This window comes from Actinoplanes sp. NPDC051513, from assembly GCF_044454685.1.
Lineage (GTDB): Bacteria > Actinomycetota > Actinomycetes > Mycobacteriales > Micromonosporaceae > Actinoplanes.
Genome location: NZ_JBITDW010000002.1, coordinates 972,730 through 999,081 on the forward strand (window position 1 = coordinate 972,730; position 26,352 = coordinate 999,081).

General features: G+C 70.3%; 21 protein-coding genes. 11 read left to right on the forward strand and 10 right to left on the reverse strand.

Going from position 1 to position 26,352, the window contains the following annotated elements:
• Positions 1 to 15 precede the first annotated feature (15 nt).
• Genes ACIA5D_RS09795 through ACIA5D_RS09810 form a run of 4 tightly spaced genes read right to left on the reverse strand, consistent with a single transcriptional unit; the run spans position 16 to position 4,706 of the window.
• Positions 16 to 1,485, reverse strand: a complete 1,470-nt coding sequence (locus tag ACIA5D_RS09795; RefSeq protein WP_396029456.1) for an aldehyde dehydrogenase family protein — start codon at positions 1,483 to 1,485, stop codon at positions 16 to 18.
• Positions 1,482 to 3,143: a choline dehydrogenase gene (gene betA, locus ACIA5D_RS09800; RefSeq protein ID WP_396029457.1), complete on the reverse strand. Its 1,662-nt coding sequence runs from the start codon at positions 3,141 to 3,143 to the stop codon at positions 1,482 to 1,484. The genes ACIA5D_RS09795 and betA overlap by 4 nt, the downstream gene beginning before the upstream one ends.
• A complete protein-coding gene (locus ACIA5D_RS09805) occupies positions 3,140 to 3,460 on the reverse strand; it encodes a bifunctional 3-phenylpropionate/cinnamic acid dioxygenase ferredoxin subunit (RefSeq protein ID WP_396029458.1) in 321 nt (106 codons plus the stop codon). Before ACIA5D_RS09805 ends, betA begins: the two co-directional genes overlap by 4 nt.
• A 16-nt stretch (positions 3,461 to 3,476) precedes the next feature.
• Positions 3,477 to 4,706 carry an NAD(P)/FAD-dependent oxidoreductase gene (locus ACIA5D_RS09810; RefSeq protein ID WP_396029459.1) on the reverse strand — a complete coding sequence of 410 codons (1,230 nt, stop codon included), beginning with the start codon at positions 4,704 to 4,706 and terminating at the stop codon, positions 3,477 to 3,479.
• A gap of 112 nt (positions 4,707 to 4,818) precedes the next feature.
• On the opposite strand from ACIA5D_RS09810, the gene ACIA5D_RS09815 reads away from it, so the two are divergent.
• The 4 genes from ACIA5D_RS09815 (at position 4,819) to ACIA5D_RS09830 (ending at position 10,643) form a co-directional block, all read left to right on the forward strand.
• Positions 4,819 to 5,592, forward strand: coding sequence for an IclR family transcriptional regulator (locus ACIA5D_RS09815; RefSeq protein ID WP_396029460.1), 774 nt, complete (start codon positions 4,819 to 4,821; stop codon positions 5,590 to 5,592).
• Between the two features lie 46 nt (positions 5,593 to 5,638).
• Complete coding sequence (locus ACIA5D_RS09820; protein ID WP_396029461.1) at positions 5,639 to 8,077, forward strand: FAD-dependent oxidoreductase; 2,439 nt, start codon at positions 5,639 to 5,641, stop codon at positions 8,075 to 8,077.
• Between the two features lie 14 nt (positions 8,078 to 8,091).
• Positions 8,092 to 9,222, forward strand: a complete 1,131-nt coding sequence (locus ACIA5D_RS09825; protein WP_396029462.1) for an aromatic ring-hydroxylating dioxygenase subunit alpha — start codon at positions 8,092 to 8,094, stop codon at positions 9,220 to 9,222.
• A gap of 278 nt (positions 9,223 to 9,500) precedes the next feature.
• Positions 9,501 to 10,643, forward strand: coding sequence for a hypothetical protein (locus tag ACIA5D_RS09830; RefSeq protein WP_396029463.1), 1,143 nt, complete (start codon positions 9,501 to 9,503; stop codon positions 10,641 to 10,643).
• 128 nt (positions 10,644 to 10,771) lie between these two features.
• On the opposite strand, the gene ACIA5D_RS09835 is transcribed toward ACIA5D_RS09830, so the two are convergent.
• From ACIA5D_RS09835 to ACIA5D_RS09850, 4 genes are read right to left on the reverse strand one after another with little or no spacing between them, the layout of a single operon-like run.
• A complete protein-coding gene (locus tag ACIA5D_RS09835; protein ID WP_396029464.1) occupies positions 10,772 to 11,806 on the reverse strand; it encodes an ABC transporter ATP-binding protein in 1,035 nt (344 codons plus the stop codon).
• Positions 11,803 to 12,648 carry an ABC transporter permease gene (locus ACIA5D_RS09840; protein ID WP_396029465.1) on the reverse strand — a complete coding sequence of 282 codons (846 nt, stop codon included), beginning with the start codon at positions 12,646 to 12,648 and terminating at the stop codon, positions 11,803 to 11,805. Before ACIA5D_RS09840 ends, ACIA5D_RS09835 begins: the two co-directional genes overlap by 4 nt.
• Positions 12,636 to 13,538 (reverse strand): ABC transporter permease, encoded by a 903-nt coding sequence (locus ACIA5D_RS09845; RefSeq protein WP_396029466.1) that lies wholly within the window; start codon positions 13,536 to 13,538, stop codon positions 12,636 to 12,638. The genes ACIA5D_RS09840 and ACIA5D_RS09845 overlap by 13 nt, the downstream gene beginning before the upstream one ends.
• A 2-nt stretch (positions 13,539 to 13,540) precedes the next feature.
• Positions 13,541 to 14,668, reverse strand: coding sequence for an ABC transporter substrate-binding protein (locus tag ACIA5D_RS09850; protein ID WP_396029467.1), 1,128 nt, complete (start codon positions 14,666 to 14,668; stop codon positions 13,541 to 13,543).
• Positions 14,669 to 14,897: 229 nt separating this feature from the next.
• Between ACIA5D_RS09850 and ACIA5D_RS09855 the strand changes: the two genes are divergently transcribed.
• The 3 genes from ACIA5D_RS09855 (at position 14,898) to ACIA5D_RS09865 (ending at position 20,546) form a co-directional block, all read left to right on the forward strand.
• Positions 14,898 to 16,562, forward strand: a complete 1,665-nt coding sequence (locus ACIA5D_RS09855; RefSeq protein WP_396029468.1) for a serine/threonine-protein kinase — start codon at positions 14,898 to 14,900, stop codon at positions 16,560 to 16,562.
• Positions 16,563 to 16,615: 53 nt separating this feature from the next.
• A complete protein-coding gene (locus ACIA5D_RS09860; RefSeq protein ID WP_396029469.1) occupies positions 16,616 to 17,413 on the forward strand; it encodes a hypothetical protein in 798 nt (265 codons plus the stop codon).
• 208 nt (positions 17,414 to 17,621) lie between these two features.
• Positions 17,622 to 20,546, forward strand: coding sequence for a glycosyl hydrolase (locus tag ACIA5D_RS09865; protein ID WP_396029470.1), 2,925 nt, complete (start codon positions 17,622 to 17,624; stop codon positions 20,544 to 20,546).
• A gap of 146 nt (positions 20,547 to 20,692) precedes the next feature.
• Here ACIA5D_RS09865 and ACIA5D_RS09870 read toward each other — a convergent pair whose 3' ends face one another.
• The gene (locus tag ACIA5D_RS09870) at positions 20,693 to 21,487 is read right to left on the reverse strand and encodes an LLM class flavin-dependent oxidoreductase (RefSeq protein WP_396029471.1); all 795 of its coding nucleotides are present in this window, start codon (positions 21,485 to 21,487) and stop codon (positions 20,693 to 20,695) included.
• Between the two features lie 456 nt (positions 21,488 to 21,943).
• Between ACIA5D_RS09870 and ACIA5D_RS09875 the strand changes: the two genes are divergently transcribed.
• Together ACIA5D_RS09875 and ACIA5D_RS09880 are read left to right on the forward strand one after the other, a co-directional pair.
• Positions 21,944 to 22,192 (forward strand): FitA-like ribbon-helix-helix domain-containing protein, encoded by a 249-nt coding sequence (locus tag ACIA5D_RS09875; protein WP_396029472.1) that lies wholly within the window; start codon positions 21,944 to 21,946, stop codon positions 22,190 to 22,192.
• Positions 22,192 to 22,617, forward strand: a complete 426-nt coding sequence (locus ACIA5D_RS09880) for a type II toxin-antitoxin system VapC family toxin (protein WP_396029473.1) — start codon at positions 22,192 to 22,194, stop codon at positions 22,615 to 22,617. Before ACIA5D_RS09875 ends, ACIA5D_RS09880 begins: the two co-directional genes overlap by 1 nt.
• Positions 22,618 to 22,984: 367 nt before the next feature.
• On the opposite strand, the gene ACIA5D_RS09885 is transcribed toward ACIA5D_RS09880, so the two are convergent.
• Positions 22,985 to 23,911, reverse strand: a complete 927-nt coding sequence (locus tag ACIA5D_RS09885) for a hypothetical protein (protein ID WP_396029474.1) — start codon at positions 23,909 to 23,911, stop codon at positions 22,985 to 22,987.
• 393 nt (positions 23,912 to 24,304) lie between these two features.
• Here ACIA5D_RS09885 and ACIA5D_RS09890 point away from each other — a divergent pair, with 393 nt between their 5' ends.
• A complete protein-coding gene (locus ACIA5D_RS09890; RefSeq protein ID WP_396029475.1) occupies positions 24,305 to 24,553 on the forward strand; it encodes a hypothetical protein in 249 nt (82 codons plus the stop codon).
• Between the two features lie 366 nt (positions 24,554 to 24,919).
• Positions 24,920 to 26,206, forward strand: coding sequence for an ATP-binding protein (locus tag ACIA5D_RS09895; protein WP_396029476.1), 1,287 nt, complete (start codon positions 24,920 to 24,922; stop codon positions 26,204 to 26,206).
• The last annotated feature ends 146 nt before the right edge of the window (positions 26,207 to 26,352 follow it).

Consider the following 26,352-nt stretch of genomic DNA (forward strand, 5'->3'; position numbering starts at 1 on the left):
AGGACGCTCCAAGGGCTAGCCGCGGAACCAGCGCTGCGGCCGGGGGTCGATGTTCTGCCAGATGTGCTTCGTCTCGCGGTACTCGTCCAGGCCGGTCGGGCCCAGCTCGCGGCCGGTTCCGGACTGCTTGAGACCTCCCCACTCCGCCTGCGGCACGTACGGGTGGTAGTCGTTGATCCAGACGGTGCCGTGCCGCAACCGCCCCGCGACCCGCTGCGCCTTGCCCGCGTCCTGGGTCCAGACGGCGCCGGCCAGGCCGTAGTGGGTGTCGTTGGCGATGCGAACCGCGTCATCCTCCCCGGCGAAGGTTTCCACCGTGAGCACCGGGCCGAACGATTCCTCGCGGACCACGGTCATGCTCGATCGGCACCCGTCGAGCACCGTCGGCCGGTAGTAGAAACCTCCGGCGAGTTCCGGTTCGCCCGGCCGCCGTCCGCCGCAGCGCAGCACCGCCCCCTCGGCCACACCGGCCGCGACGTAGCTCTCCACTTTGGCCAGATGCGCCGCCGAGATCAATGGCCCGGCCTCCGCTCCGGGATCGAACGGCCCGCCCAGCCGGATCCGGTCGGCGCCGGCGACGACCGCCTCGACGAACGTGTCGTGAAGGGACTCCTCGACGACCAGCCGCGCCCCGGCCGAGCAGACCTGCCCGGAATGCAGGAAGACGGCGGTGAGCGCGAAATCCACGGCGGTGTCGAAGTCGGCGTCGGCGAAGACCACGTTCGGATTCTTGCCGCCGAGCTCCAGGCACACCCGCTTCACGGTGGCGGAGGCGGCCGCCATCAGCGCGCGCCCGGTACCCAGGCCGCCGGTGAAGGAGATCAGATCCACATCCGGGTGTACGGCCAGCGGCGCGCCGACCTCGGGACCGGCGCCGAGGACCAGATTGGCGACGCCGGCCGGCAGCCCCGCCTCGTCGAGCAGGCGCATCAGATGCACGGCCGTGGACGGGGTCAGCTCGCTGGGCTTGAGCACGAACGTGTTGCCGGCGGCCAGCGCCGGAGCGACCTTCCAGGAGGTCTGCAGCAGGGGGTAGTTCCACGGGGTGATGAGCCCGCACACCCCGACCGGCTCGTGCACGATGCGGCTGATCGCGTCGGGCCGGCCGGTGTCGATGACCCGTCCGGCGTCGGTCGCCGCGGTCCCCGCGTAGTAGCGGAAGCACGCGGCGACGTCGTCCATGTCGTACTCGCTCTCCACCAGGCGCTTGCCGGTGTCGAGCGATTCGGCCCGGGCGAGCTCCGGCTTGTCGCGCCCGACCAGGTCGGCCACCCGGGCCAGCAGCGCGGCCCGCTCGATCGCCGGGGTCTGCGGCCAGGGCCCTTCGTCGAAGGACCGCCGGGCAGCGTCGATCGCCGCCAGGGTGTCTTCACGGCCGGCCTCGGCGACCGTGGCGACCAGGTGTCCGTCCGCGGGACAGCGGATCTCCCGCTGTCCGCCCGTCGCGGGCTCGCGCCACTCGCCGCCGATCAGGAGATCCTTCACAGCCGTCCCTCCTCCGTCGTGTGGCGGCGGAACGCGACCGGGTCCGGCGCCGGCGGCGTGTTCCCGAGAACCAGGTCGGCCGCCTTCTCGGCGACCATCATCACCGGCGCGTAGATGTTGCCGTTGGTGACGTACGGCATGACCGAGGCGTCGACGACGCGCAGCCCGCTCAGGCCGTGCACTCGCATGCTCAGGGGGTCGACCACGGACATGTCGTCGACACCCATCCGGGCCGTGCAGGAGGGATGCAGCGCCGTCTCGCCCTCCCGCGCCACCCAGTCGAGGATCTCCTCATCGGTCCGCACGTCCGGCCCCGGCGAGATCTCGCCGCCGTTGAAGGGCTCCAGGGCGGGCTGGCCGAGGATGGCGCGGGCGACCCGGACGGCCTCGACCCATTCGCGGCGGTCCTGCTCGGTGGAGAGGTAGTTGAAGCGCAGGGCGGGATGCACCCGCGGATCCCGGCTGACGATCTTCACGGAGCCGCGCGCGTCGGAGTACATCGGGCCGACGTGCACCTGGTAGCCGTGGCCACCGGCGGGCGCGGAGCCGTCGTAGCGCACCGCGATCGGCAGGAAATGGAACATCAGGTTTGGGTAGCCGACCGTGTCGTTGCTGCGGACGAACCCGCCCGCCTCGAAATGGTTGGTCGCCCCCGGGCCGCTGCGCAGGAACAGCCACCGGGCGCCGATCCACGGCCGATGGCGCCACTTCAGATAGGGCTGCACCGAAACCGGCCGGGTGCAGGCGTACTGGACGTACACCTCGAGATGGTCCTGGAGGTTCTCGCCCACGCCGGGCAGGTGGTGCACGGGGGTGATGCCGAGGGCGGTCAGCTCGCCGGCGTTGCCGACGCCGGAGAGCTGCAGGAGCTGGGGCGAGTTGACGGCGCCGCCGCAGAGGATCACCTCAGCCGCGTACGCCCGCCGCGGCGCGCCCCGGCCGTGCGTGTACTCGACGCCGACCGCCCGCGTGCCGTCGAAGAGGACCCGCGTGACGAACGCCCGCGTCCGTACGGTGAGGTTCGGTCGCTTCATCACGGGGTGCAGGTAGGCCCGCGCCGCCGACAGTCGCCGCCCGCGCCGGATCGTACGGTCGAACAGGCCGAAGCCCTCCTGCTGCTCGCCGTTGACGTCGCCGGTCGCGGGATAGCCGGCCTGCCGGGTCGCCTCCAGCATCGCCCGGAAGATCGGGTTGGTGCCGGGGCCGCGCTCCAGCACGAGCGGGCCGTCGTGGCCGCGGAACTCGTCGCCGGGGCCGGCGGCGAGGCACGACTCCATCCGCTTGAAGTACGGCAGGCAGTGGGCGTAGTCCCAGGTCTGCATGCCCGGATCGGCGGCCCACCGCTCGTAGTCCAGCGGGTTGCCGCGCTGGAAGATCATCCCGTTGATGCTGCTCGACCCGCCCAGCACCTTGCCCCGGGCGTGGTAGATCCGCCGGCCCCGCATGTGCGGCTCGGGCTCCGACTCGTACTTCCAGTCGTACAGCCGGTTACCGATCGGGAAGGTCAGCGCCGCCGGCATGTGGATGTAGACATCCCATGGGTAGTCGGAACGTCCCGCCTCCAGCACGAGAACCCGGTTGGCGGGATCGGCCGAGAGCCGGTTGGCCAGGGCGCAGCCCGCCGAGCCACCGCCGACCACGACGAAGTCGTAGCTCACGCGCGGTCCATCTCGGACAATGCGACGTGCACCATGCCGTCGATCACCTCGACCCGATGGGTCCGGATCGGCTTCTTCGCCGGCGGCGCGTCGACCTGTCCGGTCCGCAGATCGAACCGGGAGGCGTGCAGCGGGCACTCGACCTCACACCCCTCGAGCCAGCCGTCGGCGAGGGACGCGTCCTGGTGGGTGCAGGTGTCGTCGACCGCGAAGACCTCGCCGTCCTCGGTGTGGAAGATCGCCACAGGCGGGTCGATCGCCCACCGGTAAGCCTCGCCCCGTGGGATGGCGCCGAGTGGGCAGACAGGTCGCGACATCGGGGCTCCAAGGGGGTCAGGGCGCGGCGCTGGGTACCGGGCCGGGGGCGGCCAACTGGCGCCGCAACCGGGTGAAGAGCTTCGGCTGGTTCATGCCGAGCACGGCGACCGGCTGCCCGTGCCGCTCGTAGACGGCGACGAAGCTCCTCTGCTCGGTGTCGCCCTCGACGATCCGCACGGTGTCGCCGTCCTCGCGGTGCCCGGCGAACTGGATGCGTACGCCGTACTGGTCGGACCAGAAGTAGGGGATCGCCGGACGGTCCGGCGGGAGCCGGCCACCGCCGGCCAGGAGGGTCGCCACCGCCGTCGCGGGCTGTTCGAAGGCGTGGGTCCAGTGCTCGGAGCGGATCGCCCGGCCCGCGTGCCGGTTGAAGGACATGGCGCAGTCGCCGGTGGCGACGACGGCCGGCAGGTTGGTCGCGCCCGACTCGTCGGTGACGACGCCCCCGGAGATCGCCAGTCCCGAGCCGGCCAGCCATTCCACATTGGGCCGGACGCCGATCCCGGCCAGCACGACGTCGGCCGGCAGCCGGGTTCCGTCGGCAAGCTCGACCGCCTCGACCCGGGCCGACCTGACCGAGGCCGACCTGACCGAGGCCGACCCGGCCGGGGCCGTTCCGGCCAGGCGGGCGACCGGGACGCCGGTGTGCAGCCGTACGCCGTGGTCGCCGTGCAGGCGCGCGCACACCGCGCCCATCTCGGCGCCCAGGGGCCCGGCGAGCGGGACGGGGAGGGCCTCGACGACCGTGACGTCCAGGCCGAGGGAGCGGGCGCTGGAGGCGACCTCGGCCCCGATGAAGCCGGCCCCGACGACGACCAGCCGCTGGGCGCTCAGCAGGGCGGCGCGCAGGGCGATCGCGTCGTCGAGGGTGCGCAGGGTGTGCACGTTCGCCAGGCCGCCGGCGTCCGGCAGCTGCCGCGCCCGCGCCCCGGTCGCCACGATCACGCCGTCGGCCCGGATCTCCTCGCCGTCGTCGAGCACGAGGCGGCGGTTGCCGGGATCCAGCCGGGCGGCCGGGGTGCCGAGTCGCCACCGCACGTCCAGGTCCTCGTCCGGGTCGTCCAGCGCCAGATCGGGCACCGAGCAGGCCCCGGTCAGGAAGGCCTTCGACAGGGGCGGACGGTCGTAGGGCCGGTGCCGTTCGGCGCCGACGGCGACGATCTCGCCGGCGAAGGACTGCCGGCGCAGGGCGCGCGCGGCGGCGAAGCCCGCAACTGCGGCGCCGACGATCGCGATCCTGAGCACGTCACCGCCCCCATTGTTTCGTTGTGTATCACGAAACAGATCTTGAGATACGCAACAGCGTGCCCGCCGGTCGAGGGATAGTCAAGGGACCGGCGTGGCTTATTGTTGCGCCATGAGCAACCAGTCCTCGGGCGCGGCGGTGGTGCAGTCCGTCGACCGCGCGCTCAGCATCCTGGAGATCCTGGCCCGCCGGCGCGACGCCGGCGTCACCGAGATCGGCAAGGAGCTCGGCGTGCACAAATCCACCGCGTTCCGCCTGCTCGCGGCGCTGGAGTCCCGGGGCTTCGTCGAGCAGACGGAGGATCGTGGCAGCTACCGCCTCGGGTTCGGCATCGTCCGCCTGGCCGGCGCGATCACCGCGCAGCTCGACCTGAACCGGCAGGGCCAGGATGCCTGCGAACGCCTCGCCGCCGACCTGGGCGACACCGTCAACCTGGCGATTCTGGACGGCCGCAAGGCCGTGAACATCAGCCAGAGCCGGGGCGCGGCCGCCGTCGCCAGTCACAACTGGATCGGGCAGCAGACGCCGCTGCACGCCACCTCCAGCGGCAAGGTCCTGCTGGCGTTCGGCCGTACCAGCGTCCTGGCGTCCGTCTTCGCCGAGCCGCTGGAGCGGTTCACCGGCGAGACCGTCACCGACGTGGCGGCGCTGGCCGCCGAACTGGACCTGATCCGGGAGAGGGGATGGGCCTGCACCGCGGAGGAGTACGAGATCGGCCTCAACGCGGTCGCCGCGCCGGTCCGGGGCGCCGACGGCTCGGTGGTGGCGGCGCTCAGCGTCTCGGGCCCGGCCTACCGGCTTGCTACCCACGCCTTTCCCGGGATCGCGAAGCGCGTGATCGAGGCGGCCGACGAGGTGAGTGAGCGGATGGGCTACGTCCGCTAGACCGTAGTGTTGTGCTCAGCGCAACGGGCATCGTACCGTGCAACTCATGACCAAATCCCCTCGGGTGGTCGTCATCGGCGCCGGCGTCGTCGGCAGCGCGCTCGCGGACGAGTTGACCGAGCGCGGCTGGACCGACGTCACGGTGGTCGACCAGGGTCCGCTGTTCGCCCCGGGCGGCTCCTCTTCGCACGCCCCGGGCCTGGTGTTCCAGACGAACCCGTCGAAGACCATGACCGAGTTCGCCGCCTACACGGTCCGCAAGCTCAGCGGCCTCACGCTGGACGGCCAGTGGTGCTTCCGGCAGGTCGGCGGGCTCGAGGTCGCCACCACCGAGGCGCGCTGGACCGATCTGCGGCGCAAGCACGGCCTGGCCACCTCGTGGGGTGTCGAGGCCGCGCTGCTCGGGCCGGACGAGTGCGCCGCCCGGCATCCGCTGCTCGACCCCGCTGCGATCCTCGGCGGCCTGCACGTGGCCACCGACGGGCTGGCCAAGGCGGTGCGCGCGGTGGAGGCGCAGGCCCGCCGCGCCATCGGCCGCGGCGCCCGCTTCCTCGGCGGCCACACCGTCGTCGGCATCGGCCGGCAGGACGGCCGGGTCACCGGCGTCGAGACCGATCAGGGCTTCATCCCGGCCGAGATCGTGGTCTGCGCGGCCGGCTTCTGGGGACCCCGGATCGGCCGCATGGCCGGCCTCACCGTTCCGCTGCTGCCGCTGGCCCACCAGTACGCCGTGACCGGGCAGGTGGCCGCCCTGGCCGGCGTCAACGACCCGGCGCTGGAGGCCGGCCGGCCCATCCTGCGCCACCAGGACCGGGACCTGTACTACCGGGAGCACGGCGACCGCATCGGCATCGGGTACTACGGGCACCGCCCGATGCCGATCGACGTCGACGACATCCGGCCGCCGGGTGACATGGTGATGCCCAGCGTCCTGCCGTTCACCGAGGACGACTTCGCCCCGGCCTGGCGGGAGAGCGTGGCCCTGCTGCCCGATCTGTCCGGCACCAAGGTGGAGGAGGGCATGAACGGCATCTTCTCCTTCACCCCCGACGGTTTCCCGATCATGGGGGAGCACCGCGAACTGGCCGGTTTCTGGGTGGCCGAGGCGGTCTGGGTGACCCACTCGGCCGGCGTCGCGCGCGCCATGGCCCAGTGGCTCGTGGACGGCCAGCCCGGGACCGACGTGCACGAGTGCGATCTGAACCGCTTCGAGCAGGTGCAGCTGGCGCCCGACTTCATCGAGGAGCGCGGCAAGCAGAACTTCATCGAGGTGTACGACATCGTCCACCCGTTGCAGCCGATGGAGAAGCCCCGCCCGCTGCGCACCAGCCCCTTCTATCCGCGGCAGCGCGAGCTCGGCGCGTTCTTCCTGGAGGGGACGGGCTGGGAGCGGCCCTACTGGTTCGAGTCCAACGCTGCGCTGCCGGCCACCGTGCCCGCCCGCGACGAGTGGTCGGCGCGGTACTGGTCGCCGATCGCCGCGGCCGAAGCTGCCGCGACCCGCCAGCGCGTGGCGATGTACGACATGACGCCCCTGAAGCGGCTGGAGGTCAGCGGACCCGGCGCGCTCGCCTTCCTGCAGCGGCTGACCACCAACAACCTCGCCAAGACGGTCGGGTCGGTGACGTACACGCTGATGCTCGGCCACGACGGCGGCGTCCGCAGCGACCTGACCGTGGCCCGCCTCGCCGAGCACGTCTTCCAGGTCGGCGCCAACGGGCCGCTCGACGAGGACTGGATGCGCCGGCACCTGCCCGCCGACGGAGTCCAGGTTCGCGACATCACCGCCGGCACCTGCTGCGTCGGCGTCTGGGGGCCGCTCGCCCGCGACCTCGTCCAGCCCCTGACACGGGCGGACTTCTCGCACGCCGGCCTGAAGTACTTCCGGGCGACGAGCGCCTACCTCGGCGAGGTTCCGGTCACCGCGTTACGGGTCTCCTACGTCGGTGAGCTGGGCTGGGAGCTCTACACCTCCGCCGACCTGGGGCTCAAGCTCTGGGACACGCTCTGGGCGGCGGGCCGGGAGCACGGCGTCGTCGCGGCCGGGCGCAGCGCCTTCAACAGCCTCCGGCTGGAGAAGGGCTACCGGGCCTGGGGGATCGACATGACCACCGAGCACGACCCGTACGAGGCGGGCCTGGGCTTCGCGGTCCGGATGGACAAGGGCGACTTCATCGGCCGCGCCGCGATCGAGGGACGCACGGCCGAGACGGCCCGGCGCCGGCTCACCTGCCTGACCCTCGACGACCCGGCCGCCGTGGTGATGGGCAAGGAACCCGTGTTCGCCGGGGGATCAGCGATCGGCTACGTCACGAGCGCCTCGTACGGCTACACCGTCGGCCGGACCGTGGTCTACGCCTGGCTTCCCGCCGCGCTGGCGGCGCCGGGCACCGCCCTCGCGGTCGAGTACTTCGGCGAACGGCTGCCGGCAACCGTCGCGGCGGAGCCCCTGTTCGACCCCCAGATGGAACGCATCCGCCGATAACGCGAGGTGTCATCGTGACCGCAGTCAGCCTGCCCCCGAGCCTCATTCCGACCCTCCCCGGGCGCTACTACACCGATCCCGAGATCTTCGCGCGGGAGCAGTCGCGGATCTTCGAGACCATGTGGTTCTGCGCGGCGCGGTCGAGCGACCTGCCGAACCCGGGCAGCTTCCGCTCGGTGCGGGTCGGCCGGGAGAACGTCCTGGTCGTCCGCGGGCGCGACGGCGAGTTGCGCGCCTTCCTCAACATCTGCCGCCACCGCGGGGCCACGCTCTGCACCGAGGACAGCGGCGAGGTCAAGCGCGCCTTCCAGTGCGCATACCACGCCTGGACGTACGGGCTGGACGGCAAGCTGATCGCCGCGCCCAACCTCACCCGGATGCCAGACCTCGACCGCACCGAGTACGGCCTGGTCACCGTGCACCTGCGGGAGTGGCTCGGGTACGCCTGGGTGTGCCTGGCCGACGAGCCCCCCTCGTTCGAGGACGACGTGGTGGGCGCGGTCAGCGAGCGCCTCGGCACGGCGACCGCGGTCGACGCGTACGAGATCGGCGGCCTCGCGGTCGGCAAGCGCATCACCTACGACGTACGCGCGAACTGGAAGTTGATCGTCGAGAACTTCATGGAGTGCTACCACTGCGCGACGATCCACCCCGAGCTGACCGAGGTGCTGCCCGAGTTCGCCGACGGCTACGCGGCGCAGTACTACGTCGGACACGGCGCCGAGTTCGGGAGTGAGATCAACGGCTTCACGGTGGACGGCAGCGAGGGCTTCGCCAAACTGCCCGGCATCACCGACGAGCAGGACCGCCGGTACTATGCCGCCACCATCAAGCCACAGGTCTTCGTGAACCTGGTGCCCGACCACATCATCTTCCACCGGATGTACCCCCTCGCGGCCGACCGCACCGTCGTCGAGTGCGACTGGCTCTACTCGGCCGAGGTGGTCGCGTCGGGCCGCGACGTCTCCCGCTCGGTGGAGCTGTTCCACCGGGTGAACCTTCAGGACTTCGACGCCTGCGAGCGGTGCCAGCCGTCCATGAGCTCCCGGGCGTACGCCCGCGGCGGCGTCCTGGTGCCGTCCGAGCACCACATCGGAGCGTTCCACGACTGGGTAACCACCAAGCTCGGCGACCCGAACGGCTAGACACATCTTCTTTGGGTGGGGTCTGGTTTGGGCGGGTTGGCTGCCGTAGCTCCGGGGTGGTGTCTGTGGGTGCGGCGCGTTGCGGTGAGGCGGTGGCTGGGCGGGGCCGGGGGTCGAGCGTGGTCACTGTGAGTGCCGCCTTCCCGGTATTTCGGGAGCGCAGGCCTGATATTACCATTGTTGACGGCGGCTATTCCGGGGCGAGAATGGCATGATCCAAAACGGTTCAGGGCTTACCGCTGGATTCTTTGGGGTGGGATAATTCTGGGGTGCGGCAGATGGAGTTCTTCACCAGGTCCCAGCTGGCGGAAATGCGTGATCCGACGCGGGCTCGTCGTTATTCGCCGGCGCGTGAAGAGTTCCGCCGTGTGCATGCCCGGCAGCGCGCGTGGGGGCTTATCGAGCGGCACGCTCGTAAGCTGCGCCGTCTGCACGGCGGTGACGACGGTTCGCCCTTGACGGCGGCCGAGCGTCGGCTCTGGTCCAGCGGCGCGGGCACACCTGGGCGCCCGGTGGCACCGGTGGCGCCGCCCTCTCCCGCCCGCAACGGCCAGGGCCTCGGCTCACCAGCACGGCGGGTGGTGCATCCGGCTGGCAACCAGCTCGCGCAGCCCGCCCCGGCGGTGCTCGCCGCGGTCGGGCAGGTCACGCAGCTCGCACCCGCCGAGCAGGCCGCGCCGGCCGTGGCCGAGCAGGTCACGCGGCCCGCGCCCATTGAGCAGGCCATGCCCGCCGTGGCCGGGCAGGCCATGCCCGCCGTGGCCGAGCAGGTCACGCAGCCCGCACCGACCCCGGAGGCCGTGCCCGCCGCGGGCGAGCAGCTGGCCTCCGCTGACCAGGACCGAATCTCTCGGCGCAGGGGCGGGTTACGGGTCTACCGCATCGGGTCGTTACGGAAGAACCGTCACCGTGGCTCGGCTCGTGCGCCCGCCGGCCAAGACCGCACACCGCCTGGCCCGCGGCGCCGACCATATTCGGCCGCCGTGCACACCATTCCGTCGACGGTGTTCCGCGTCATTCTTCTGCAATGGCAAACACCATTCAACAGCCTCCACCGACGATGGCAAATACTGACCGCGTCGGCGTGGGACGGGCCGGGCGAAATCGGCGCCGTCCGCAGCGGAGAATTGCCGAGTCTGCCGCACCAGCGTCCGGCATATCGCGTCCACTCCCGGAACTCATCAGCGGCCGTGAGCGGGTTGGGACCCGCGGTATCTCGGCGTCCCGGCCGGAACCCCGGACCTCGACACCGAATGATCTCTAGCGCGGCCCGGTGGCAGCTCAGGGTGGCTGCGCGCCGCCACCAGCGTTGCCGCCGGATGTTCTGCAGCGACACCCCTGCGTCGAGCAGGCGCTTGCCGGCTGCCCTGGCGCTGGGTGAATCGCGGCGCGTCGCGGCGCGAGCGGCGGCAAGGTGGTGACCGTGCGCTTTCGCCGGCCTGCCCTTGGTGCAGCTCAGCCCGGATAGTGGCGGCACGGGGCCGGGACGGCAGCCAGCTCGCCTCGGTAGGCGGGGACTTTGGCGATCCTCGTACGGAAGAAGTCGTTGTCAGTTGGTGTCTAGGACCACCGGGACCGGGCGGATCTCGACGCGGACGGGGGCGCCCACGGGCAGTTCGGCGAGCCGGCCGCCGGTCACCTGCGCCACGACCAGCTGGTCGCCGACCGACACGGTGACCCGGCTGGTCGGGCCCAGGAAGCTCACCGTGAGCACGCGGCCCGGGCCGTCGGTGTCGGGCGCCACCTCGATGGACTCCGGGCGCACCAGAGCCGTCACGTCGGGACCGTGGTCGGCCGGCGACACCAGCGGCAGCCGGGTGCCGAGAACGGTGACGGTGTCGCCGTCGAGGCGTCCGGGCAGGCGGTTGCTGAGGCCGACGAAATCGGCCACGAACGCGGTCGCCGGCCGCAGGTACACCTCGGTGGGGGTCCCCAGCTGCTCGATCCGGCCGGCGCGCATCACGCCGACGCGGTCGGCCATGGCGAGGGCCTCCTCCTGGTCGTGCGTGACGAACAGCGTGGTGGTGCCGACCTCGGTCTGGATCCGCTTGATCTCGTCGCGCAGCTGCACGCGCACCTTGGCGTCCAGCGCCGACAGCGGCTCGTCGAGCAGCAGCACCTGCGGCCGGATGGCGAGGGCGCGGGCCAGTGCCACCCGCTGTTGCTGGCCGCCGGAGAGCTGGTGCGGGTAACGGGCGGCGAACGCCCCTAGCCCGACCAGCTCCAGCATCTCGGCGGCGCGTCCGGGCGTGCGCGTGCGGCCGCGCAGCTTGAGTCCGAACTCGACGTTGGCGAGGGCGGTGAGGTGCGGGAACAGGCTGTACGCCTGGAACACCATGCCCATGTCGCGTCGATTGGCGGGCAGCGCGGTGATGTCCCGGCCGTTCACCAGGATCTGCCCGCGGTCCGCGTCCTCCAGCCCGGCCAGCACCCGCAGCGCGGTGGTCTTGCCGCAGCCGGACGGCCCGAGCAGAGTGATCAACTCGCCCGGCTCGAGCGCGAGGTCGAGCCCGTCGAGCGCATGCAGGCTGCCGAAGCTCTTGTGCAGTTCCTTCAGGCGTACGGCGACACCGGACTCGTTCACGGGGACTCCTTGGCAGTGGACAGGGGCGCCACCTCGGCGACCACGGCGGAGGACCCGCCGCGGCGCCGGTCGCCGAGCAGGGACAGCAGCAGGAGCAGGACGAACGCCAGCAACAGGGCCGCCAGCGACACGGCCACCGACATCGTGGCGCTGCTCTTGCCGAGGAAGTTGATGGCGACCTGGACGTTGGTGCGGTTGAGCAGCGAGGCGATGGTGAACTCGCCGAGCACCAGCGCCACCGTCAGGAACGCCGCGGACAGCACCGCGGAGCGGATGTTGGGCAGCACGACCCGCCACATCACCGTCGTCCAGCCCGCGCCAAGGCCACGGGCGGCCTCGGCGAGCGTGCGCACGTCGATCGCGGACAGTCCGGCGTCGATCGCGCGATAGGCATAAGGCAGGACCAGGATGGTGTACGCGAAGGTCAGCGTCAGCGACGAGCCACCCAGGAAGTAGGTGACCCACGCGTACACCGGGGCGAGCCCCACCACCAGCACGATCGCCGGAATCGTCAGCGGCAGCAGGCAGATGAACTCGACGAGCTGCCGCAGCCAGGGCAACCGGATCCGGACCCAGATCGCGGTGGGCACCAGCAGCACCAGCATCAGCAGCGAGGTGAGCGCCGCCTGGCCGAGCGAGGCGACGATGCCGGCCGACAGGTCGGGGTAGGTCTCGCTGAGCCGGGGCCAGTCGACGAGCAGCCGCCACGTTCCGCCGCCGTCGCGGGTCGTGAACTCGACCATCGCGACCATCGGCAGCAGGAAGAACACGCCGAGGACGAGCAGAACCGTCCAGCGGAACGCCCGCTGCCGGCGGGCCCGACGCGCCCTCAGCCCAGCCATCGTGAGGTCCTCCGCTGCAGGAGTGCGTACAGCGACATCACCACCGCGACCACGACGACCATGCCGAGCGCCATGGCCTTCCCGAGGTTCTGCTGGCCGAGCACGACCTCGCTGGTCAGGGCGGTGCGGATCTGCAACGGGATGATCGGGTTGCCCTGACTGATCAGGGCGGCCGCCGTCGCGTACGCGGAAAAGGAATTGGCGAAGAGCAGCAGCGTGGACCCGAGGAACGCGGGGGCCAGCAGCGGACCGGCGACCCGGGTCCAGTACTGCCAGGTGGTGCCGCCCAGGCTCTCGGTCGCTTCCCGCCACTGTGGGCGGATGCCGTCGAGCGCCGGCAGGAACACGATCACCATCAGCGGTATCTGGAAGTACGTGTAGACGAGCGCCAGGCCGGGCAGCTCGAAGAGCCAGACGCCGTTCCCGTAGAGGTTGAAGTTGAGGTGGTCCTGCAGCCAGACGGTCACGAATCCGGACAGGCCGATGGTGGCGAGGAACGCGAACGCCAGGGTGACCCCGCCGAACTGGGCGAGCACCCCCGACGCGGCGGTCACCACCCGCCGCAGCACCCCGCCGGGCCGGGCCGTCACCAGCGCGTACGCCAGCAGCGCGCCCAGGACCGCGCCGATCGCCGCGGTGATCGCGGACAGCACGATGCTGCGGCCGAACGCGGCCAGGATGTACTGGTCGCCCAGCGCGGTCAGATTGGACATCGTGAAGCCGCCGTCGCCGGCGAACGCGCCGATCACGACGACCAGGGTGGGCACGACCAGGAAGATCGCGACGTACGCGAAGAACGGGACCGTGCCCAGCAGGCTGCGGGCATGAACCAGGCCCCGGTTCCCGGGCGCGGACGCCACGGGATCCGGGGCCTCGACGACGTCGGCCATGGTCAGCCGATGGCCTTCTGCCAGTTCGCCGCCAGGTAGTCCTTCGCCTTCGTGGTCTGTTCGTCGGTCAGGAACACCGGCGTGCCCTCGACCTTGGGCAGAGCCGCGAACGCGGTCGCGTCGATCGTGCCGGCCTTCTGCATGGCGTCGGCGCGGACTGGCCGGGCGCTGCCCTTGAGCCAGAGGTTCTGGCCGTCGTCGGAGTAGAGGAACTCCTCCCACAGCCGGGCGGCGGCGGGGTGCGGCGCGTCCTTGTTGATGGCCTGCACGTAGTACGAGCCCAGCACCGCGTTCGCCGGGACGACCGTCTTCCAGTCGAGCTTGCCCTTGAGCTTGGCCCCCTGGGCGACGTTCAGGTAGTCCCAGTCGATGACGACGGGCGTCTGGCCCGACTCGACGGTGGCCGAGGTGGGGTCGACCGGCAGGAAGTTGCCGGCCTTCTTCAGCTTGCCGAAGAAGTCGACGCCGGGCGCGATGTCGTCGGCGGAGCCGCCGCTGCCCAGCGACGCCATCACGACGCCGGAGAACGCCGCGCCGGCCTGCGTCGGGTCGCCGTTGAGCGCGACCTTGCCCTTGTACTCCGGCTTGAGCAGATCGGCGATGGTCGTGGGGGCGGGCACCTTGGCGCTGTCGTACCCGATCGACATGTAGCCGCCGTAGTCGTTGACCCAGGCCCCGTTGGCGTCCTTGAGGTTGGCGGGAATGTTGGCGAAGGTCGCGACCTGGTACGGCGCGAACATCGCGGTGTTGGCGGAGGCGACCGCGCCACCGAGGTCGAAGACGTCCGGCGCGCCGCCCTGGCCCTTGAGCTGGTTGGCGGCGTTGATCTCGTCCTGACTCGACCCGTCGGGCTGCGCCGAGTTGACCTTGATGCCGTACTTGTCGCCGAACGCCTTGATGATCTCGCCGTAGTTCGCCCAGTCCGGCGGCAGCGCGATGACGTTGAGCTGTCCCTCCTTCTTGGCCGCCGCGACCAGCGCGTCCATCCCGCCGAAGCCGGCGGCGCTGGTGGCGGTGGCCGCGCTCGAGGAGTTCGAATCGCTCTTCTTCTCCGGCGGCGAGCACGCCGTGAGCGAGGCAAACGTGGTAGCGGCCAGCAGAGCGACCGCCGTACGCCCAAGGGTTTGCACGGTTCCTCCTTCCAGCGGCCGGCACACGACCGGCCGCCTCGAGGTGGATCGTCGATGCGTTGCGTGGAGGGAAGGCGACGCTGAGGCATCGATCGGATCACGAGCGGCCGGGTCGCCCTTCCGGTCGGCGAAAGCAGCCGTTGCGGGGATCCCATGTTGCGCCTCCCCGGCCAAAATGGTGCGGCGCGGCGGAGGCAGACGTCCGCCCCTTGACGGTGGAGTGCCTCGCATGAGCGGCTGGCAGCTGTCCGGCTACACGCCTGTTCGTCCGCTCGGCGCCGGCGCATCGGGCAGCGTCGTGCTGGCCACCCACGACGCGACCGGCACCCCGGTCGCGATCAAGTATCTGGCGCGCGGCCTCGGGGACGACGCCTCGTTCCGGGTGGCCTTCCGGACCGAGGCGCGGCTGCTCGGGGAGATCGACGACCCGAACGTCTCCCGGCTGTACGAGTACGTCGAGTCCGCCGGCGGCGCGGCGATCGTGATGGAGCTGGTCAACGGGGTGTCGCTGCGGCAGATGCTGCGCGAGCACGGCCCGACCACCCCCGAGTCGGCGCTGGTGGTGCTGAAGGGCTCCCTCGCCGGGCTGGGCGCGGCGCACGCCCACGGCGTCGTGCACCGCGACTACAAGCCCGAGAACGTGCTGGTCACGGGGGAGGGGCGGAGCAAGCTCGCCGACTTCGGCATCGCCGCGCCGGTCGGCCAGGGCGCCGACACCGTCGTCTCCGGCACGCCCCGGTACATGGCTCCTGAGCAATGGACGGGCTACCCGGCGACGCCCGCCTGCGACATCTACGCCGCCACGGCCACCTTCTTCGAGTGCCTCACCGGCAAGCCGCCGTACGACGGAGCGAACCTGTTCGCCCTGCACGAGCAGCACGCCAACGCGCCCATCCCGACGGATCCGGCCCCGGTGGCGGTGCACGATCTGCTCCGGCACGGCCTGGCCAAACAGCCCGCCGACCGGCCCCAGCACGCCGTTGCCTTCCTCGACCTCCTGGAGCGGGTGGCCGGCACGGCCTACGGCCCGGATTGGGAGGAGCGTGGGCTGGGCGACCTGGCCCGCCGGGCCGCCCTGCTCGCCGCGCTGTGGCCGTTCCCCGACGGCGCCGGGGGCGCCCTCAGCCTCGCCTCGACGACGCTCGGCGACACCTCGTCCGGCCGTTCCGGCGGCTTCCGCCTCGGTCGCAAGCGGACCGCGATGGTCGGCGGCGCCCTCGTCGCGGCCCTGCTGCTCGGCGGGGTGGGATACCGCTACGCCGCCGCCGAGTCCCCGGCCATCGCGGGCGGCCAGGCGGATCCGGTCGTCGTCGACCCGGCGGTGGCCGGGCCGTCCGGCGCGACCGACCCGGCCGCCCCGGCGACACCGGCGGCCGCATCGGCTCCGGACGGCTCGGCGACGCCGACCGCGACGACCGGCACGACGCTGCCGGCGGCCCCGGGCGCCACGCCCAGTCAGTCGCCGTCCGCCACGTCGGCCCCATCCACCACCACGCCCACCCCGACCCCGTCGACCAGTACGTCCCCGTCGACTCGTCCCGATACCACCGCTCCCGCGGTCGGCACGGTCAGCGCGAGCCCGGCGGCGCTGGAGGCGGAGAACTGCAAGTACGGCACCCGCACGAGCACCATCGCGGCCACCGTCACCGACGACCGGAGCGGCCCGGCCGCGCTGAAGGTCAGCTTCCGCTACACCCTAGGCGGCGTCACCTCGACGGTCGGGATGAGCTCGCCCGGGAGGAACGTCTTCCAGGGAACGCTCGGCCCGCTGCCGATGCAGAAGTCGGCCACCCGCATTCCGATCACCGTGGTTGCGGTCGATGCCGCCGGCAACTCGGCTGGGTCCGCGTCACCGACGTACGTGACCCTCGACAACACCTGCACCCCAGGTTAGGAGCACGCCGTGTTCGCTGCACAAAGGCGCGTGTCGACGCCGGGACGGCGGGCGTGACCCGGCCGGAGGAACCCCGCGACGACCGGGCGATGCCGCCGCCCGCCGATCCGTGGGCAACCATCCACCGCCCCGTCCCCACCGTGTACCTCGGCGATCCGGACACGACCGTCAACGCCGGCCCGTCCGACCGGACCGTGCATCTGCCCAGGCCGAACCCGGCCGCACCGACCGTGCCCCTTCCCCGGCCGAACCCGGCCGCACCGACCGTGCCCCTTCCCCGGCCGAACCCGGCCGCACCCGTCCCTCCGATTGCTTCGACCGTGCACCTGAGCGCGCCGGCGCCGTCCGCGCGCGCCGGCGACGAGCTGCGCTTCGGACCGGGCGTGCCGCTGACCCCGGTGGCCTCCCCCGGCTGGCCGGCCCCGGCCAAGCGTCCGCGCCCGCTGTGGCGCCGGCTGGTGTCGCTGCTCTCCAGCCTGCTGACCCTCGCGCTGGTCGTGGTGGTCGGGCTCTACGTGTGGCAGCGGCTCAGCCCTCTCGTGGTGGAGAGCGCCACGGTGGCCGTGCCCCGGCCCGCCGGGAACCGCTGCGATGTCACCGTCGATGTGGTCGCCACCGTGCGCACCAACGGCCGGAGCGGCGTGATCCGCTACCAGTGGTTCCGCTCGGGCTCGTCGCCGGGCGCCGTGCTCACCGAGCAGGTGGGCAGGGGCCAGCGCACCGCCACCCTCACCCTCAAATGGACGTTCAGCGGCGCCGGCACGACCACCGAGACCGCCACCGTCAACATCACCGAACCGTCGCCGCTCCAGGCCGGCACGCAGGTCGCCTACCGCTGCCGGCGCGGCTGACCCGGCCGCAACGACCGGCTGGGCACGCCGGTTGCATGAACCGCACGACCTGATCCTCCGGCGCCGCGACGCCGCACGTCAGCGGCTCTCCGATCACCGTGTTCAAAAATCTGAAACATTGACGACATCCACTGTCTCGCTTACAGTGCCAGGCACGAGAGAGCGCTCTCACGAGCGGCTGCCGCAGGTCGAACTCGGTGGAGGCGTCATGGGATCGGTCGGTCGGGCCCTGGTATCGGCGGTTGCCGCGGCGGTCGCGGCCGGACTCGGAGTGGTGGCCCTCAGCGGCACAGCCGGCGCGGCCACCGTCGGCGCGGGTAGCTACACCGAGACCCTGCCGGCCGGCGCGGGCCTGCCGGTCGGCTGCGGAGACCTGTCCACGAACCCCCGCCAGTTCATGACCGCCAACGCGCCGGCCGGGCCGGTCCCGACCAACGACTGGTGGTCGTCGCTGGTCTACAAGAAGTTCGACTGCGCCTACAGCGAGAACCTGCACGCGCACCCGACGAGCTACGACACCACCGCGGGTGGGCTGGGCTTCTCGTACAACACCACGCCGCAGATCAATGGCTCGTCCACCGGGGTCGGCGAGTACCACTACATCTACCAAGAGGATTTCACCGCCGGGGTGGCCGGGCTGAACGCGCCGCGGACCCTGGTCGACTCCTGGACCGACTGGACCGTCACGCCGTACTGGAGTGACGGCGTCCGGACCATGAAGGCGACGATCGGCCATGGCCTGCCGTTCGCCTACTTCCAGATCACCGGTGGCAATGCCCAGATCACCGCGAAGAGCACCCCGACCGTCTGGTCCAACACCGGTGCGCGGATCGGCTACTCGGTCGCCGGCAAGGACTACGTCGCGTACGCGCCGACCGGAGCCACCTGGTCGGTCAGCGGCAACGTCATCACCTCCACCCTGGCGGGGAAGGGCTACTTCTCGATCGCGGTGCTGCCCAGCGGCGCCGCCGACAAGGTCGCGCTGGCCGATAGTTACGGCGCCTACGCGCACAACCACGTCACGGGCACCCGAGTGTCGTACTCGTACAACCAGAGCACCAGCCGGGTCGCCACCACGTACACGTACACGACCACCGCGCGCGAGGGGTCCGGCACCGGGACCGTCATCGGGTTGTATCCGCACCAGTGGCGAGCTCTGACCGGCGCGACACCGATCGCGGCGACCTATGTCACCGCCCGTGGCGCGATGAAGGTACTGGTCGGCGCCTCGTCGTACACCACGTCGGCGGTCTTCAACGGAGTGCTGCCCGAGGTGCCCGCGGTGGCCGACAGCGCCGGGGCCGACCTGGCCACCCTCGACGGCTACCTCGACCAGGTCAAGGGCAACCCGGTCAACGTGCTGGGGAACGACACCTACTGGACCGGCAAGGCGCTCGGCGCCGGCGCGCGGATCGCGGAGATCGCCGACCAGCTCGGCCGCACCGACGTACGCGACACCGCGCTGACGGCCATCCGTGCCCAGCTGACCGAATGGTTCACCGCCACGCCGGGCAAGACACAGAAGCTGTTCTACTACGACCGGAACTGGGGCACGCTGATCGGCTATCCCGCGTCGTACGGTTCCGACGCCGAGCTCAACGACCACCACTTCCACTACGGCTACTTCATCGCCGCGGCCGCGACGCTGGCCAAGTTCGACCCGGCCTGGGCGGCGACCTCCCAGTACGGCGGCATGGTGGACCTGCTGATCCGCGACGCCAACAACTACGACCGTGGCGACAACCGGTTCCCGTACCTGCGGGACTTCGACATCTATGCCGGGCACGACTGGGCGGCCGGGCACGGCGCGTTCTTCGCCGGCAACAACCAGGAGTCCTCGTCGGAGGGGATGAACTTCGCCAACGGCCTGATCCAATGGGGACAGGCGACCGGCAACACCGCGATCCGCGACGCCGGCATCTTCCTCTGGACGACGCAGTCGGCCGCGATCAACGAGTATTGGTTCGACACGCACAACGAGAACTTCCCAGCTGCGTACGGCCACGGCACGGTCGGCATGGTCTGGGGCGACGGCGGGGCGTACGCAACCTGGTTCGCCTCCGCGCCGGAGCAGATCCATGGCATCAACATGTTGCCGGTCACCGGCGGGCACTTCTATCTGGGCAACGACCCGGCGTACGTCAAGCGCAACTACGCCGAGATGGTCGCCAACGCCGGGCACGAACCGGCACTCTGGCCGGACATCGCCTGGCAGTACCTGGCGCTCGGCGACGGCGACGCGGCGCTGGCCAAGTTCCGGGCCAACAGCGGCTACACCCCCGAGGAGGGCGAGACCAGGGCGCACACGTTCCACTGGATCCGCAACCTCGCCGCCCTCGGCACCACCGATCTCACCGTCACCGCCAACCATCCGCTGTCGCGGGTGTTCAGCAAGAACGGCGCCAGGACGTACGTCGCGTCCAACATCACCAACGCGCCGCTCACGGTGACCTTCTCCGACGGCACGGTGCTGGCGGTGCCGGCCGGCCGGACGGTCGCCGCCGGCGCGACGAGCTTCTCCGGCGGCAATGCGACCGGCGGCGGGCTCAACCCGACTCCCACCCCCACGACCACCAGCACGCCGACCCCGACCAGCAGCCCGACCCCGACCAGCAGCCCGACGCCGACCCCGACCCCGACCACCTCCAGCCCGCCGGCCGGCGGGGGAGCGGTCCGGTACCTGCAGACCGGCGGCGTACTGGCCGGCGCCGCCGGCAATGCCGGCACGGCGACAGTGGCCAAGGCGTCGGGCGCCAACGACAATCAGCCGCACTCGCCGATCACTTTCCTCGCGACCGGGCTGAACCTGGCGTACCGGTCCGGCGCCGCGACCGCGTACGGCATCTCGGTGGACTCGGGCACTTCGGTCGGCAACGCCACCCAGGTCCGTGTCTCGTACGACCTGACCGGCAACGGCAGCTTCGACCGGGTCGAGACGTTCCGGTACTTCGCCACCGACCCGGTCCCCGGGTGGGAGCGGTACTCCGACGCCGCCGGCCAGGTCACCACGACGGGAGCCCTCGGCGACCTGGCGAACGGCACGGTCAAGGTGGAGATGTGGAGCGCCATCGGCTCCGCGTCGAGCACGGTGTCGCTGGGCGCACTCTCCACGGTGACCCTGCCGTATCAATGAGCTGGCGGCCCCGGGGGCGGGGTCGCCCCTGGTGCCGGTCGGCGTGTTGCGGGCAGGGTGCGTTCCTCGATGCCCGAACCGTCGATCCGGCGGTAGAACACCCGGTGCTGCTGGGCGTACGACCACCCGCCGTCTGCCGGGGTGAACTACCGTCCGGCCAGCTCGGCGACGACCGGAGCGAGAGCACCGGCGACGTCCGCTCCGAACACGAAGTACGAGAAGCCGATCTCCTCACGTCGCCGTTGGATTTCCTCGGCGGCCGCGGCGGGGTCACTCGGAAGGAAAGCCAGCGAGTCCGCGGCACGGATGGCGGCGGTATCGGTGTCGGGACCTGCCATGAACGGAGCGACCGAGTCGCCGATCACCGGCACGTGCAACGCGAGTTCCAGATCGCGACGGTTGTCGAAGTTGCGTACCCGTTGCATCGTCTCGGCCCGCGTCTCGGTGTGCGGCATCACGAAGGTCACCGTGTCGGCAAGCTCGGCCGCCAGCGCTTGCGCCTTCGGGCCACCCACGGCCATCGCCACCGGGGTGTGCAGCTCTGCGCCGTCGAGTTCTCGCAGGGCCGTGACGATCTCGCGCACCTGGCTCGATCGTTGATTCGCGGGCACCGCGGGCAAGCCCAGCTCGCGGAGCTGATCCGCAATGCCGGGCCGGCCGGTGCCGATGCCCATCTCGAAACGACCGTCTGTGAGCACGGTCAGCGAGTGCGCTTCCCACGCGGTGCTCCATGCCGGCCGCACCGGGGACGCATACACCCAGGTACCCACTCGTAGATCAGTGATCGTTGCCGCGACGGCCAGCGCAGGGCCCGGTGCCGGCTGCCACTCCGGCACGTCGGGCATCAGAATCGTTGAGTAGCCGCTGTCGGCCAAACTGCGTAGCTGGTCGCGCCAAGCCGGCACGTCGGTGGTGATCGGAGCAACGACTCCGAACCGCATCGACCTGACCTGTCGTGTCGACGTAGTAGCCATGATGATCAACCTTCCGGTGGTTCGACCGCTGCCGAGTTCTCCACTGTTCTACGAACGGGTCGCTTCGGATCCGACAGCGCTCGATCGCAGCGGGGAACACTTCGCGCACGTTATTGCAGACAGCGTCTCGATGCCGGCGGGTGGGCCTGGAGGCCGGTCGTGTGTCAGAAAGAACGCGACCAATGATGAAGCGTGACGGACCACCGAGCGCGCCCACCGCACCGTCGGGCGTCCGGGGGCCGCCCCGGAGCCGGAATCGTGGGCCGAACGATGCACCATGCGAACCGCGTCACTGGCGTTCCCGGCGATGCGATGCCGGGATGTTTTACCAGCTCACGTAGCAAGTAGTGGACGGCCACCGGTTGCCGGCGACGTCCGTGCGCTAGCATTGCTATCAGTTGCGAGTGACGAGGAGATGAGGCAATGGCGGCCCTCAGCATCCGAGATCTGGATGACTCCGTAAAAGAAAAGCTACGTCTCAGAGCCGCCCGGCACGGCCGCTCCATGGAAGCCGAGATTCGCTTGATCCTCACCGCGGCCGCCACCGAGGAAGAGCGGCCGCGAACCGACCTGTTCAGCGCGCTGACAGAGCGGTTCGCTCAGCTCGGCGGCCTGGACCTGGACCTTCCGGCCCGGACCACCCCACCCCGCGCGGCGGACTTCGGCGACTGATGATCGTCCTCGACACCAACGTCGTCTCTGAACTCATGCGTGCCGTCCCTGCTCAGGCGGTGCTCGCATGGCTCCAGCACACGTCCGGCACTGGCCTTTACACAACGTCGGTCACTGTCGCCGAAATCCGCTACGGCATCGCCCGGCTACCGGACGACCGCCGCAAGCACGACCTGCATCAGGCCGCCAACGAAATCTTCGCCGCCTTCCCCCGCCAGGTTCTACCGTTCGATCTCGCCGCCGCCACCGCCTACGCGGACGTAGTTGCCGGCCGCGAAAGAGACGGCAACCCGATCAGCGGATTCGACGCGCAGATCGCCGCCATCTGCCGGTCTCAGGCCGCGACGCTCGCCACGCGCAACACCAAGGACTTCACTGACATCGGAATCTCCATCATCGACCCGTGGCAGCCGGCCACCGCCTGACGTCACCAACTCGATTTCCCGATCCACCTGCATTGCCACGGCCAGGCGACCACGTGGTTCGCGCAATGCCTTGTTGGGCTTGGACTCCAGCCAGGTCAGTTGAGTGGTGGACCGGACGTTGCACCATGCGAACCGCCGCGCAATCGTTCCCGGCGTGCCGATGCAGGGACGATTTGCCAGGTCACAGACGCGCAAGCGTGGGCATTGATCAGCGCCCCCGACCGAACTGCGGGGTGCTGTTTCTCAGGCCGCTTCGCCACGTGACGTGAACCCCGTCTGAGGTCCACTTCCCAGTGCTCCCGCCGGGCGCAAGGCCGTGGCCTGGGATCAGCCGGGACAACGCCCGGGTCGGGCCCGGAGGTGCGGTTCAGGAACGCAGCTCTGCCAAGGTCGCGCCGGCGACGATGCGCGCGATGTTGCCGTCGTGGTCGCGCTCGGCGAGTTGCCGAGCGAGGTCGTCCAGGTCGGCAAGGTCGCCGTATCTCGCTCGCAGCAATGCCCGCATCCCGTCGATGTGGCCCTGCTCCAAGCCCTGCTCCAAGCCCTGCTCCAAGCCCTGCTCCAAGCCCTGCTCGAGGCCTTGCTCCCGGTTTCGGCGGGCGATCTCGCGGCCTGACTCGGTTTGCTCGAGAACGTCGTTCATGCCTCTCCTTCGCAGTGCTTCGAGAACCTGGACCGCCAGCGAACCTCCCACGAGCATACCCAGCTCGATCTGGACCAGCTGCTCCTCGAGCGCGCCGGTGGCAGCGATCCGATCGGCGACCCGTTCCACGAGGTCATGGGGCGGTTTCTGGGACCACAGCGCGAGCGGCGCCAGCGGGCTGGCCAGGAGCGTGCCGGGGTCGAGGTCGTCGGGTACGTTGACCGACCGGTAGTCGAGCTGGACCCGGTCACGGCGGAAACGGCCCGGATATCCGCCGCCCAGTGGCCAGAGCACGACCTGGTGGATGCGGTGATCCGCGCGGCGGTACTTGAGCGCCAAGGCCGCCCAGTAGGCCACCATCCGTTCCTGGAAGTCGTCGGTACGCTGGACTTGGACCTCGACGTGGTAAATGTCGGCGGGCGTTCCGCTGCTGTGCCGGACCAGGAAGACCTTGTCACGCTGGCGGCTGCGTTGCCGCGGCTGCTCGGTCGGCCCATCGAGGACTACCGCCTGGCCGTCGAGTCGTGCGCCGCACAACAGGTGCAGCGCGTCGTGGGGGTGGGCCTCCAGCAGCGCCTTGTACAAACCGTCGAAGTCCCTGGCCGGCACCGCCCGCTGAGATGCCGCATCGGAAGGCACGCTCTCGGTCATTGCTGCTCCTTCGACGCGCCATCGGTGCGAAGGACAGTTTCGCGTACGTCATGACTACTAGTCAAGAGACCGGTTGACTACTGCCCAGTAGTGCACACGCGTGCACGTTGAGAGCGCCGTCGTCCGGACCTGTCGTTCAGGCGGCCTCGCCACGTGGCCCAAAACCCACCCCGTCGCGGACCGGTTCGCGCCATGCCAAAGTCACATCGATGCGACAGGCAGCTCAGGACGTTCGTGGGCCGAACGTTGCACCATGCGAACCGGTTCGTAACGATCGTCGGTGCCGCGCTGTCAGTTGGACCGCTGCGGATCACGCACGGAGGCCCGTAGCTGGGGCATCCCTCCGGCCGCTGGACCATCACGGCCGTCCGAGGACACACTAGGCTCAAGTCCATGTCCGCGCGCTTGGACCCGAGTTGGCTTGTCCTGGCCAGCCGGGAGTCGGTGGACGGGCTCCGGTGCGTAGACACCTTTCGGCGCCCGGATGGCTCGTTCGGTTTCGAGGAGTTCCGCCGCGACCCCGAGGACATGGGGGTCTGGACACCGGTGGCGTATTTCTCGGACGCTGCCTTTGCCAGCCGCGTCGAAGCCGACGCCGCGGCGGAGCGAGCGGTCTCGTGGCTCAGCGCGGAAAGCCTGTGACCTGGCCGCCCAGCCGTCCACCGCACCGTGGGGTCTGGGGGTCGCCCCCCAGGTAAGCGGAGTGGGCCGAACGTTGCACCATGCGAACCGCCACGCAGTCATCGCCGGAGATCCGCTGTCACGACGGATGACCCGCTCACGGATCTCGTAGACCTGCCTGACCGTTCCGCCGCCAGCGCGCCACGATCGCTCAGGGCCACCACGATCGCGCATGGTCAAAGCGGCGTAGGGGCCAGTCGGGATCCATAACGGCAGTGCCCGGGCCGAAGTCTGGTACCTGGCTGCCCTCAGGTTGGGGTAGTTCATCGCCTCGAATTTTGGTAGTTCGCCTCCTCGGATCTGGTACTTTGGGGGACGGAGGTGGGGATGGAACCGCTCGCCAGGATCGCGAAACGGCGTGTTTCCGATCTGCTCGACGACTTGCTTCAGGTGGAGCCGGTCATCGCCCTGCATGGCCCGCGCTCCGTCGGCAAATCCACGGTGCTCAGCGCCTTGGCTACGGCCCGGGGCGTGCCCGTCCTGGATCTGGACGACCCGGGCACGCGGGACGCGGTCGCGGCCAACCCGCAAACCGCGATCGCAACACCAGGGCTGCTGTGCGTGGACGAGTACCAGCACGCCCTGCAGCTCCTCGATGCGCTTAAGGCTCAGCTCAATCGCGAAGGAACTCTGGCCGGTACCGCCGTGCTGACCGGGTCCACCAGCCAGGATGCGCTGCCCCGCACAGCGCAGGCGCTTACCGGCAGGCTGCACACCATGACCATCTGGCCACTCTCACAAGGTGAGATCAGCGGTGTCAACGAAGACTTTCTGCCTGCGCTGCGAGCGCATCCTGACGCGACGGTCGCAGCGCGGCCGTCCTCGACGACTACTCGAAAGGCGTATGTAGATCGGCTGTGCGCCGGAGGATTCCCGCTCGCTTTGCGCCGTACTGGCACCGCCCGGGATAGGTGGTTCGACGACTACATCCGGCAGTCCTTGGAGCGTGACGCCGTCGAGCTCGTGCGGATACGCCAGCGCGCCATGCTGCGCGAGCTGCTGGGTCGCCTCGCCGGGCGTACAGGGCAGGTGCTGAACCTGGCGAACGCGTCCCAGGGGCTGACGGGCGAGCGCAAGACGATCGAGGAGTATGTCCGGCTCCTCGAGGACCTTTTTCTCATCGACCGCCTGCCGGCCTGGGGCAAGACGCTACGAGCGCGAGCTGCGGCATCTCCGAAGGTGCACGTGATCGATTCTGGAGTGGCGGCCCGGCTCATGCGGGTTTCCCCGGCCAAGCTCGCCACCCTCGATCCGGCCGCCCTGGCCGATTTCGGCCATCTGCTCGAGACTTTCGTCGTGGGCGAGCTGCGCAAGCAGGTTTCGTGGCTCGACGAGCAAGTTTCCACAGGGCACTGGCGCACCCATGACGGCGACGAGGTCGACTACGTCATCGAGTTCGACGACGGCCGGGTCCTCGCGTTCGAAGTCAAAGCGAACGAACGCATCGCCGGCGCCGACCTGAAGGGCCTCCGGACGCTACGTGATGCGCTCGGCAACCAGTTCATCGCCGGAGTGGCCTTGAGCACCGGACTGCGCTCGTTCACCTATGAGGACCGTATCCACATCATGCCCATTGATCGACTTTGGACACCGGTTAGCCCGCACAGACCGTGAGTGGTTCAGCGCCAACGTTGGGCCTTGCCCCCTGATCTTGGACACTTGAACCTGGGATCTTGAGGTTCCAGGTAGATCAGGAGTCCTGAAGCAAGATGGCGAACAAGCACTATCCCGTGGAGTTCAAGGCCGAGGCGGTGGCGTTG